The organism is Heyndrickxia shackletonii, from assembly GCF_001420715.1.
Classification (GTDB): Bacteria; Bacillota; Bacilli; order Bacillales; family Bacillaceae_C; genus Margalitia; species Margalitia shackletonii.
This window is the reverse complement of sequence record NZ_LJJC01000004.1, coordinates 499,402-511,717: the sequence shown is the minus strand read 5'-3', so window position 1 is coordinate 511,717 and position 12,316 is coordinate 499,402. Positions and strand designations below refer to the sequence as shown.

11 protein-coding genes are annotated in these 12,316 nt (G+C 37.6%); 1 reads left to right on the top strand and 10 read right to left on the bottom strand.

The annotated features are described in order from the left end of the window. Positions 1-138 precede the first annotated feature (138 nt). From AN964_RS02600 to AN964_RS02575, 6 genes are all read right to left on the bottom strand, one after another. Positions 139-513 carry a steroid Delta-isomerase gene (locus AN964_RS02600; protein WP_200915567.1) on the bottom strand — a complete coding sequence of 125 codons (375 nt, stop codon included), beginning with the start codon at positions 511-513 and terminating at the stop codon, positions 139-141. A gap of 29 nt (positions 514-542) precedes the next feature. Further along, on the bottom strand, positions 543-1,934 hold the full coding sequence (locus AN964_RS02595; protein WP_055738225.1) for a sensor histidine kinase: 1,392 nt from the start codon (positions 1,932-1,934) through the stop codon (positions 543-545). A 3-nt stretch (positions 1,935-1,937) separates the two neighbouring features. Then, complete coding sequence (locus tag AN964_RS02590) at positions 1,938-2,645, bottom strand: response regulator transcription factor (protein ID WP_055738224.1); 708 nt, start codon at positions 2,643-2,645, stop codon at positions 1,938-1,940. Between the two features lie 77 nt (positions 2,646-2,722). Next, positions 2,723-3,082 (bottom strand): YxeA family protein, encoded by a 360-nt coding sequence (locus AN964_RS02585; protein ID WP_055738223.1) that lies wholly within the window; start codon positions 3,080-3,082, stop codon positions 2,723-2,725. A 21-nt stretch (positions 3,083-3,103) separates the two neighbouring features. Further along, positions 3,104-5,038 (bottom strand): ABC transporter permease, encoded by a 1,935-nt coding sequence (locus tag AN964_RS02580; RefSeq protein ID WP_055738222.1) that lies wholly within the window; start codon positions 5,036-5,038, stop codon positions 3,104-3,106. Then, the gene (locus tag AN964_RS02575) at positions 5,039-5,794 is read right to left on the bottom strand and encodes an ABC transporter ATP-binding protein (RefSeq protein WP_055738221.1); all 756 of its coding nucleotides are present in this window, start codon (positions 5,792-5,794) and stop codon (positions 5,039-5,041) included. Between the two features lie 386 nt (positions 5,795-6,180). On the opposite strand from AN964_RS02575, the gene AN964_RS02570 reads away from it, so the two are divergent. Further along, positions 6,181-7,089 carry a DMT family transporter gene (locus AN964_RS02570; protein WP_055738220.1) on the top strand — a complete coding sequence of 303 codons (909 nt, stop codon included), beginning with the start codon at positions 6,181-6,183 and terminating at the stop codon, positions 7,087-7,089. 64 nt (positions 7,090-7,153) lie between these two features. On the opposite strand, the gene AN964_RS02565 is transcribed toward AN964_RS02570, so the two are convergent. The 4 genes from AN964_RS02565 to AN964_RS02550 form a co-directional block, all read right to left on the bottom strand. Beyond that, positions 7,154-7,942: a 5-deoxy-glucuronate isomerase gene (locus AN964_RS02565; protein ID WP_055738219.1), complete on the bottom strand. Its 789-nt coding sequence runs from the start codon at positions 7,940-7,942 to the stop codon at positions 7,154-7,156. Positions 7,943-7,955: 13 nt separating this feature from the next. Beyond that, positions 7,956-8,792 carry a class II fructose-bisphosphate aldolase gene (locus AN964_RS02560; protein WP_055738218.1) on the bottom strand — a complete coding sequence of 279 codons (837 nt, stop codon included), beginning with the start codon at positions 8,790-8,792 and terminating at the stop codon, positions 7,956-7,958. Between the two features lie 12 nt (positions 8,793-8,804). Next, complete coding sequence (gene iolD, locus AN964_RS02555) at positions 8,805-10,724, bottom strand: 3D-(3,5/4)-trihydroxycyclohexane-1,2-dione acylhydrolase (decyclizing) (RefSeq protein WP_055738217.1); 1,920 nt, start codon at positions 10,722-10,724, stop codon at positions 8,805-8,807. A gap of 93 nt (positions 10,725-10,817) precedes the next feature. Continuing rightward, entirely contained in the window at positions 10,818-12,281 is a 1,464-nt protein-coding gene (locus tag AN964_RS02550) for a CoA-acylating methylmalonate-semialdehyde dehydrogenase (protein WP_055738216.1), read from the bottom strand. Positions 12,282-12,316 lie beyond the last annotated feature (35 nt).

Below are 12,316 nucleotides of genomic sequence, written 5' to 3'. Positions count from 1 at the left end.
CGATGAAGGACTTTTTCCTTGATTCTTTCCTTCAATCTGTCCTTCATACTTCCAATGGAGGACAAGATCCCCTTGCTCTTATCTAGGAGTCTGTCCTTTACACACATTCTATTGAACTTTCCGAGCTACCACCAAAATCTAAACCATTCGCAAATCATCCGGACCCCAAAAAGCTTGCATCGTGGATATCTTCCCGTCATTGTTAAAGGTCATTACGTCTGTAACCTCGATACGAGCAGAACGCCCCTCCATTTTGGTGTGAACCGCAAAGGTAATGGAAGCCGCGTTACTGAACGAACCGCGCGGAGGTGCTAATAATTCAAGTTTACTTTCACCTGACATGCTTTCTCGATAAAACTCCTCAATCTCTTGACGACCTTTCTTAAGAGGTTTTCCGACGGGATCCTCCACGCTCGCATCATCCGCAAAGAGTGATATTAATCGTTCCAGATCTTTTTGATTGAACGCATCTACATATTCTTGCAATGCTTTTTTCATTACGGAGCTTTCCATTTCAACTCTCTCTCCTTCATCCGAAATATTTATAATTCCATTTCTATCGTTGTACCCCGACCAACCTCACTGCTAATCGTAATCGCCCCATCATGGGCCTGAATAATATCCTTCGCTATTGCCATTCCCAATCCAGATCCTTTATGTGCAGCACCAGTATTGGTTCCACGGTAATAACGATCAAATATTCTCTCCAGTTCTTCCTTATTAATTCCTTTCCCATCGTCTTTTATGACTATATGGATGTGTTCATTCCTTTCGATGCTTACGATTATTTTCACATCTTTATTATTATGAACAACCGCATTATAAATCAAATTATTGATAGCTCTCCGAAAAAGAATTTCATCTACTTCCAGCATAATCTTCTCTTCGTTTACAAGAAATTGAATATCCCGATCGGCGTATTTAGGATCGTTTAATATATCAATGACAACGCTGCGTAAAAGCGCCACAATATTCATTTCTGTTTTCTTTAAAGCAAGTTCTTTGTTTTTTAATCTTGTCGTTAAATTTAGATCCTCCATCACTTCTTTTATATAGAGGGACTTTGTTTCAATAATTTCCGCATATTCTCTTATTTCGTCTAAAGTAAAATCATATTCCGGATCCTTTATCATTTCTGCATAGCCTTGAATCGAGGATAAAGGAGTTTTTATATCATGCGAAATATTTGCTATCCACTCTTCCTTCATCAGATCTAATTTCCTTCGTTCCTTTTCCGTTGCTTGTAGTTGATTGGATAAATGATTTAAATTATAAAATACATTTTTATAAATGCCTCTTGCTTCCCAACGATGATAGAACTCGCGATTTGCCAACTTTTTAATGCCCTCGATTAATTTATGCAATGGGATAGTAAGTCTTTTGCTAAAAAAGTAACCGACTAATAAAGCAATAAGAATATCAACCATAAAAATAGCGGTTCCAACCTTTAGTACTCGAATGATGGTGTTATTATCATAAGAGATAAAATATCTATTTAAATTTGGATTTTCAATTCCTATAAAATAACTTAAATTTTTCTTAGCACCAACATAGACAACTGTATGTACAAATTCTTGATATTTGTACATTTGTACAATTTCTGAAGGATTGTATTTTCGCTTGACCTTCGGTGGAACTTTGAATCCAAATACCTCTTTGCCATTTTCATCTAAAATTTGAATCCATGCGTTCCTCTTCGTTAACTCTTTTTTCCCTTTTTCCGTAATGGTCACATGATTATCGGTGATTTTTACTTGGCTAGCGAACTGCCTTGTAAATTGTTCTGGAGAAGTTTCCTTTTCCTGAAAGATTGGTACATTAAAAGCTGACTGTGCTACGAGCAATGCTAAAGCAAGAAAAATATTAATAAAAACAACTAAAATAACAACCAATACAACAGATAATAAATACCTTCCTGTCAACTTCCATTTCATACATTATTCATCCTCAATAGAGAGCTTATATCCTAAGCCTTTTAGTGTAACTAAATGCTGGGGATGGGATGGATTCTCTTCAATTTTTTCACGTAACCTTCTAATATGCACCATCACCGTATTATCATCACCAAAGAATTCGTCACCCCAGACAGTATCATAAAGTTGTTCCTTACTGAGTACCCTATTTTTATTTCGCAGAAAATACTTCATTAATCCAAGTTCCTTCGGATTTAATTGAACTATCTCCCCGTTTTTTGTTAATTGCGCTTTTTCTTCATGTAACTCAAATGGTCCGGCTTTCAGTATGGAATCTTTCTCCTTTTCCGGTTGCATATATTCTGCTCTCCGTAATTGTGCTTTTACACGATAAGCTACCTCTTTCGGGCTAAAAGGCTTTGAAATATAATCATCCCCGCCTATAGCGAAACCTAAAATCTTATCAATTTCCTCCGTTTTTGCCGATAAAAATAAAATAGGTACCATCGACACGCTTCTAATTTGCCGACAAACGTCATAGCCTTCTCCATCCGGCAACATAATATCCAGTAAAACGATATCTGGATTGCTTTTTTGAAATTGATCAAATCCGTCTTTTGCAGTAGTGGCCGTAATGACATTCTCCACTCCTTCTTTTTTTAATACGGTTTTTATTAGTTTTAAAATATCTTCTTCATCGTCTATAATTAACACCTTTTTATTAATGGACATTTTTCTTCCCTCCAAGTTTGTACCCTTATTATAATAAAAAGGAACCCATTTTAATAAGGATTCCTTTACAGTTAAAATTATTTCAACTTTTCCCTTACCTTTTGAGGAAGCTCCTCTTTTTTCACTTCCTGAAAGGATGTGACTCCTTTTTTATCTTTCACGTATAAACGGAGATAGGCATTTTCGCGAAGCTGCTTTTGAGCAGAGAAACTAAATGTTTTTTGTTTCCCGTCTTTATCAAAGGCTAGCAGGGTATACTCATATTGTACATATTTCTCTCCATTATCCGCTTTACTTTCCACCTTTTTTCCTTGATCGTTTATTTGTACATAATATTCGTCCGCACCTAATCTATTGAAATTTACTTTTTGCAGAAAAATAAGTCCGCCAAAGATGATGACGACTATAACAACTAATGATGTGATTATTTTTTTCATTACACTCTACCCTTTCTATTACTATCTATTTGATTTCGTCACGATTTTATAGTACGTATTCACGGTTAAAAAATAATAAGCAATGTATATACAAACGTAAACGGCTATACATATCAACACGGGGATGACCAAATTTGTTTGCATTAATCTTGATAAAGCAGTTAAGGCAACCACACTGTGAGCAATTCCTACAATTAATGGCAATGCAAAAATAAACAAGACTTGTTTCGCAATAGATCTTTTTACTTCCTTTTTCTTCACACCGATTTTGTGTAATATATCATATCTCTCTACATCTAAGTTTGCTTCTGTTAGCTGTTTGAAATAAATAATGCTTCCAGTTGCTGCAAGGAACACTAAACCAAGGAACCCACCGATAAAAATAATTAGCCCTGTTGATTCCATTCCCCGTGCATAATCGTTATAGAAGCTGGAGAAATTTGCATCCTCTGGTAAAATGGACTGAATATCCTTCGTTAATTTATTTGCGTGATCAGCATTAGTCATTCCGTAAGCTTCCATGTTTACTAGATTTGCTTTATTCGCTAATTTAGAAAACAACTCATCACTAACAACAACGGTTGTGTTAGCTGTATGAAGATTGAGGACATTATATTTTTTCAACTTTTTAAAGGTTACGTTTTCACTAAGGTCTTTCACCTTCAATGAAATAGTTGACCCTACATACTTTGGTGATAAACCTTCAAAATAAGATGCATCTAATGCCGCTGCATCCTTTCCTTTCAGTGAAAGAGAATCATTCTTTTTCTGATCTTTTACTAATTTGTTATAAGTCTTATTTGCAATAATAGTATATTCCACCTGATCACCAGAGATTTTACTATGCAAATTCGTAATATCAACATCCAATTGAAGTGTTGGGATTATCTCGTGATATTCAATGCTGTGACTTTTATCGTGAGAAATTAGGTCATGTATTTTATTGGAAATGTTTGTATCTTTGGCGACAAACATCATACTATTTGGATTCGCAGTTTCTGCATTACTTCTATTGTTAAAATAAAAACTATAAGCTGCCCCTACAGCCGTTAGTGTTGTTGCACTTAGGACTGCGATAATGGTCAACGTACGCGCATTTCCTTTTATTCGATAGAGAAGTTGCGAAGTACTGATAATGTTAATCCCATTCCAAAAATGGCCTTTATTTTTTCTTAAAATCTTTAATAGATAAACAGTTAATGTACTCAATAATAAATAAGTACCGAGAATAACCGTTATTAGTATGACTAGAGGGGTGATCATGAAGCCCATTTTTCTCCAAATTTCAGACTCCAATAAATTTTGAAGTGCGAGCCAGTAACCAATTCCAACTAATAGCACGGAAAAAATCGCGATAATAAAAGATGCTTTTGACTGTTTTTCTCCTTCTTTTTCAGCTTTGAATAGTTCAATTAATTTAAATCGGTAGATTAATCGATATCCATGAATCGAAGTAATAGCCGTAATAAGGATAAACACAATAACTGTATTCATCACCGCAGCAAAAGAAATAGCAAAATTACTGATGGCATCATATCCCATAACCTTCATTAAAAGTACTACAAAGAACTTAGATAATATGGAACCTAAAATTATCCCGATGATAAGGGCTAAAATCCCCATGATAAAATTTTCATAAAATAACATCTGGCCAATTTGTTTTTTCCGGACACCTAATAAAGAATATAGACCAATTTCTTTTTTGCGCTTCTTTGTAAAGAATGAATTGGAATACCAAATAAAAATAGCCACAAAAATAATCAAAACAACTGAAGCTGCATTAAAAGCGGAACTTATTTTTGTAGAAGAATCAGTAGTAGCTTGAATCGTTTGATCATATTTTAATGAAACAAATGTAAAATAAATTACAATACTGAATACCATGGAAGCTATATATAGAAAATAATTCTTAAAATTTTTTCTAATATTTTTTTTGGCAATGCTAAATAGTGTCATTTAACGCCCACCCCCAAGAGAGGCGAGGACATCCAATATTTTTTGAAAGAATTCCTGGCGAGATTGCTGCAGTTTATGGATTTCCGCAAAAATCCTGCCATCCTTAATAAATAAAATTCGTTTACAAAAGCTTGCCGCAAACGCATCATGTGTAACCATCATAATGGTTGACTGATTCTGTTCGTTCAGTGCTGTTAAGCTTTCCAGTAAACTTTCGGCGGATTTTGAATCCAAAGCACCTGTTGGCTCGTCCGCTAGAATTAAGCTTGGGTTTGTAACAATTGCGCGAGATGCAGCGGTTCTCTGCTTTTGGCCCCCGGAGATATGATAAGGATATTTATTCAGAATCTCCCGAATACCAAAGGTATCAGCGATTTCCTCGACTCGTTTTTTAATCTCATTTGCAGGTACTTTTGATAATGCCAATGGGAGTAAGATATTTTCCTTAACCGTTAATGTATCGAGCAGATTATAATCTTGAAAAATAAATCCAAGTTTATTCCGGCGAAAATCGGATAATGATTCCTCGTTCATGGTGACGATATTTTGGTCTGCAATGATAATTTCTCCCGATGTAGGAGTATCAATCGTCGATAAAATATTCAGCAAGGTCGATTTTCCTGCTCCCGAAGGACCCATAATTCCAATAAATTCGCCTTCTGTAATTTCCAAATTTATATCTTCCAATGCTTTATATTGATTTCCTTTAGACCCATATATTTTTTGAACATTTTTTGCATGTAAAATTGTTTTCATTGTGTAAGCCTCCTTGATTGACTACAAATACAATTATAGTCACCGGACCTTACATGATTTTAATGTCAACCTTACATGAACCTTAAAAAAGCAGCAAACCCTTTATTTGCAGGATTTGCTGTTTTTGGTGTTGTATAGTATATAAAAGAATATTAAATATCAAGTTTACGATTACCGATTGATTTCACTATTTCTGGGTCGTTATGGGAAAAGAACAAGCTTATATGTAAGCCGGATAGTATAAATGCATGCCCCCACGCTAAGCTCGTGGTTTTCTCATATCACAAAGTATTTTATAATAAAAGATTATAGGTAATATCTGGGTTTGCATATAATTGATGAAGTAATTGAGAAATACCAAATTTAGTGAATAGAGGTAGACTAGTATGAAGTTAGCCTATTTGCAACTCGCTTTATCAATGGCTTTTGTTGGCGCAAATGTTGCTGTAGGAAAATTAATTGTTGAACATGTCCCAATCTTTCTTTTTTCAGAAATGAGATTCTTCATTGCTCTACTATTTTTAATACCAATGTTAGTAATTAGCCGACCAAAGAAGGTACAACAACTTCAAAAACGCCACTGGGGATTTTTATTTTTGCAATCATTTTTTGGCGTTTTTTTGTTTAGTGTATTGATGTTGTATGGGGTTCGCTATACTTCCGCTACTGCAGCGGGAATTATCACAAGTACCGTCCCTGCCATCATTGCGATTTTATCATTTTTCATTTTAAAGGAAAGGCTATCCATCTCCCAAGCATTCTCTATCTGTCTCTCTATATTTGGAATAGCTGTTATTACTTTTCAAGCACCCTCATTAAATTCAGAAAGCAATTCATTATTACTCGGAAATTTCCTTGTATTTGGAGCTGTTATTTCGGAAGCCTTGTTTACGATTTTTGCAAAAAAACTCTCTGCTATACTCTCACCAATTCAACTGTCTACAGGGGTTAATATCATTGGTTTTTTATTATTTCTGCCTTTTGCAATAAAGGAGGCTGTCACCTTTAACTTTATGAATCTATCATTGTCAGTGTGGTTCCTGATCATATATTACGCATTAACTGCGAGCATCCTATCATTTGTTCTATGGTATCGCGGCGTCGCCAATATAAAGGCAAATATTGCTGGGATTTTTACAGGATTCATCCCAATTACTGCAGCATTGGTAGGAATAGTGTTCCTTAAAGAGCCATTTGGTTGGAATCAATCTATTGGAATTTTGAGCGTTTTAGGTGCTATATACATAGGGACCAGGGAAAAACTTATAGATGGCGGACAAATTGATTCAGCTTAAAAGTTGAATGAAAAGAAATCGACTTGCTGTCGATTTCTTTCACTATTATGTGAACCTTATATTTTTACTCGTCTGGCCAAATTTTTGCGTTTGGCTCAAGCAACCATTTATGATCTTCTTCCATAATTCGATCTGTCCACGGGTTGTTATTAAGATGTCTAATCATCCAACAGAAGTACATCGCGTATCCAGGAGCTGTTGCCTGAGGATGATCGAGTTTACCAGGGATTGTAATAAAGCTATTGTTCTCGATACGATATGCCTCAGGTCCAACCATCGCACATCCAAAGCCTTGTGGTTTATCAAAGCGATAATAATATACTTCTGGCTGATCATGATGATGCGGCGGATAACTGGACCAACGTCCTGGATAGGAGATTACTTCACCTATAACAAGATTGGAATAAGGAGCATTGTTATAATCAAATATGGTTCGAATCACCCGCTCTGCCGTTCCATTCCATAGACCTTCCCCTGCATTAGTGCTTTCACAGTCCTCAGGTGTATATAACTTAGCATCAAACGAGCGTTCATTATCCGTTTTTTGAACAAGCACTTCACTGGCAGCAAGTGCAAAGATTTTTACATTAGTACCTTTTGGAACATGCAGGCACCATGGATCCTCTTCAAAGACATTATTGCGTTTTATTTCTTTTGATATGCCATTCCATTCTAGGCGTATTTCCCCTTCAAGAAGGAGAATGGCTGTTTCTTTGCTTTTATCAATAAGTGCTTCTGTTTTGCCCTTTTGGATTGCATAAATACCGATATCCTGCAGCATATCACTATGCTTCCCGCCCATTTCTGTTATCGTCGTATAGCCTTCCTTTAAATCTTGAAGTTTTTCATACATACATTTTTCCTCCTTAAACTCGTCCTACACTTTCAAACATATGCATGTGGCGTTTTATATTTTCTGTTGCAGCTTCTATGACACTTTCATGATAAGAAAAATATTGATTAAAAGGAGCCTGTCCGTTTACCATTTGAACAACATGATTGAAAGTCGCCGTCGCCACATTAATTTTGCGTATTCCATATTTGATACAAGCTCTAAAGTCTTCCTCCGAAATTCCCGATCCTCCATGTAGGACAAGTGGAATACTTACTACGTCATTAATTTCAGATAAACGATCCATCCGCAATTGTGGCTTTCCTTTATACATGCCATGTGCGTTACCGATTGCAATAGCTAACGCATCAATTTCTGTCTCAAGGGCAAAACGCTTTGCTTCTTCAGTAGACGTAAGTAAAATTTCCATATCAACGGAACCGTCTTCACTGCCTCCAACTTGACCGATTTCTGCCTCTACCGTTGCACCATATCCACAGGCAAGTTTTACCATTTTTTTTGTCTCGGCAATATTTTTTTCTAGTGGGTGATGTGAGCTATCATACATAATAGAAGAAAAGCCGATTTCAAGCGCTTCACGGATTTTCCCTGCTGTTAATCCATGATCAAAATGGACCGCCACAGGTACATTTGCCTTCTTTGCTGCAGCTACCATCAATGGACCAATTAAATGGAGCGGGGAGTGCTTTAGCCTCACTTCTGCGATTTGTAAAATAAGTGGTGATCGAAGCTCCTCAGCTGCCCTTACAGCACCTATGACCATTTCCATGTTAGCGACACTAAATGCTCCCACACCGTAATTATTCTCTTCCGCATGAGCAAGAATTTCTTTCATTTTTACTAATGTCATATTCGTTCTCCTTTAGTAGGCACGCGCTTTCTTCAAATTTTCATGTTTGTTTTCAAATGCAGATTTTATACTTTCTTTAACCGCTTCTTCTGCAACACCGACATGCCACCATGCATCATAGCCATGTGTCATTGTTTTTGGAAGCACCCTAATGTCAATTAGGGTACTTATTGTTTGGTGTTTTGCATCTAAAATAGCCGATTCAAGTTCCGCCATTGTATGAACGGTATATGTCTTTACACCATAGCCTGCTGCTACTTTGGCATAATTAATAGTCATAATTGGTCCGTCCAGCTTGCCCGTTCTCGGGTTCCTCTTACGGAATTCAGTCCCAAAACTCCCCATACCATTTTCCATCTGCAAATTGTTAATGCATCCGAACCCAGCGTTATCAAATAGGATGACATTAATCTTTTTTCCTTCCTGTAAGCTTGTAACAAGTTCGGAATGCAACATCAAGAAGCTTCCATCTCCCGTCATCGCGTATACTTCTTTATTTGGTTCCGCAAGCTTTGCGCCTAATGCTGCAGCAATTTCATATCCCATGCACGAATATCCGTACTCTACATGATACGTGTTACGTGATTTAGATAGCCACATTCGCTGCAAGTCGCCTGGCAGACTTCCTGCTGCACCAACTATAATTGCCTGATCATCCAGCCATTCATTCAGCTTTCCGAGTACACTTGTTTGTGTTAATTCAGTTTGAAGGACCTCGTTATATTCAGCTATTTGGTCATCTAGATGCCCGGCGATTTCAGGAATGAAGCTGTCACTGTAAGTGATACTATATAAACGATCCAGTTCTTTTTTCCATTCTTGCTTTGCTTTCTTTATTTCATCTTTATACTCTGATACGTAGCCCTCTAAAGCTGATGAAATCTCCTCAATCCCCTTTTTCGCATCGGCAACTACTTTCATCGCATCTAGTTTGGATGCATGGAATTCAGAAATGTTAATGGAAAGAATACTTGCTTGCCCAAATAATTGTTTAGAGGCAGTAGTAAAATCGGTAAACCGAGTGCCGACACCAATAATCAAATCCGCTTCTTTTGCAATTTTATTAACTGCCAAATTACCTGTTACTCCAATTCCACCAAGGTTCAAAGGATGATTACTTTCCACACCGCTTTTTCCCGCTTGTGTTTCTCCAAATGGAATATTAAATGTTTCGGCAAATTTTACAAATACATCTGCCGCTTCGGAATAACGAACTCCTCCACCTAGAACTAATAATGGCTTTTTCTTCGAACGAATGAGTTTAACAGCGTCCTCTACACTTTCAACAGAAGGAAGACGACGTTCAATACGATGAACACGCTTTTCGAAAAAGCTTTGCGGGTAATCCCAAGCCTCTCCTTGGACATCCTGTGGAAGTGCAATCGTGACTGCACCAGTATCAGCAGGATTTGTTAATACGCGCATCGCATTTAACATGGCAGACATAAGTTGCTCTGGACGGTTGATACGATCCCAATATTTACTTACCGGTCGAAATGCATCATTTGTAGAAAGAGATAAGTCATGAGTCTGCTCAATTTGCTGTAACACAGGATCAGGCTGCCTGGTCGCAAATACATCTCCAGGAAGTAAAAGCACAGGGATATTATTCGCAGTTGCAGTTGCTGCAGATGTAATCATATTAGCTGCTCCAGGACCGACGGATGAGGTACAGGCCATAATCTGTTTACGATGTTTCTGCTTAGCAAATGCCATTGCTGCATGTGCCATTCCCTGCTCATTACGTCCCTGATATACTTCTAATTCTCCTGCGTCTTCTTCAAGAGCTTGACCAAGACCAACTACATTTCCATGACCAAATATCGTAAAGATTCCTTTTATAAATCGCCTTTGTTTACCATCAAACTCTACATACTGTGCATTTAAAAACTTTACTAGTGCTTGTGCGGTTGTTAAACGAATAGAACTCATAATGTAAACTCCTCTCTATAAAAATCGTAAGAAAGGGAAGCGGCATGGAAATTAACCTTCCCTCCTCTTCCCCTTTTTGGACATTGCGTTCCTTTACTTCACATAACGAGCTGTAACCATTTTCTTTCTTGTGTAAAATTCCACTCCATCTGTGCCATTTGCATGCAAATCACCATAGAAGGAATCTTTCCATCCTGAAAATGGGAAGAACGCCATCGGAGCTGGAACACCGAGATTAATGCCGAGCATTCCCGCATCAATTGTTTCACGAAATTGACGAACAGAGGACGAACTATCTGTAAAAAGACATGCCCCATTTGCAAATGGTGATGCATTTGCTACATTAATTGCCTCTGATAAATCTTTTACACGGACGATAGAAAGTACTGGAGCAAATATTTCTTCCTTCCAGATTTTCATTTCTTGTGTGACATGATCAAAAATAGTCGGTCCTATAAAGTAACCCTCGCCATTTACTGCTTCATCTTTACGTCCATCACGGACAAGTGTTGCGCCTTCCTTAACCCCAGATTCAATATAACCAAGTGTACGCTCTTTATGAGAATCACGAATAACCGGTCCAAGAAAAACATTTTCTTCAAGGCCATTTCCAATTTTGATTTCATCTGCAGCTTTTTTTAGTTTTTCAATCAGTTCATCAGCAACAGATTCTTCCACTGCAACGACTGCTGCTGCCATACAGCGCTCACCTGCGGATCCGAAAGCTGCACTTGTAATTTGTGTAGCTGCCAAGTCAAGATTTGCATCTCCTAGTACAATAGAGTGATTCTTCGCACCAGAAAGTGCTTGTACACGTTTCAAGTTTGCAGTACCTGTTTTATATACATATTCCGCTACTGGCTGAGACCCTACAAATGAAATGGCTTTAACAAGTTTATGCTCCAAAAGTCCATTTACCACATCATGTGCACCATGAACGATATTTAATACTCCTTTTGGAAGTCCAGCCTCTTCAAATAATTCGGCAAGACGTGTTGCAAGAATTGGTGTCCTCTCTGATGGCTTTAATACAAATGTATTTCCACAGGCAATCGCAAGCGGGAACATCCAACAAGGTACCATCATTGGGAAATTGAATGGCGTAATTCCTCCGACTACTCCGATTGGATAGCGATACATACCCGACTCGATGCCTGTCGCTATATCCGGAAGCTGTTTTCCCATCATTAATGTCGGTGCTCCTGCAGCAAATTCCACACATTCAATGCCTCGAAGCACTTCACCGTATGCTTCTGAATAACTTTTACCGTTTTCTATCGTTACAAGCTTAGCAAGCTCATCCCAATGATCCACAAGAAGCTGTTGATATTTAAAAAGTATACGGGCACGTTTAGGAACAGGTGTCTGAGACCATGTATGAAATGCTTTTTGTGCAGCTTGAACTGCGAAATCTACATCTTGTTTAGTTGAAAGAGGTACCTCCGCAATCGTTGCACCTGTTGCTGGGTTCTTAACGATTTCCGTTTCATCGGAAGCTGAGGCTACCCACTCTCCGCCGATATAGTTTTTTAATCGTTCTACTGATGTTAGTATCATTCTGTTCTCTCCCTTTCTGTATTGAAGGCTGTTTA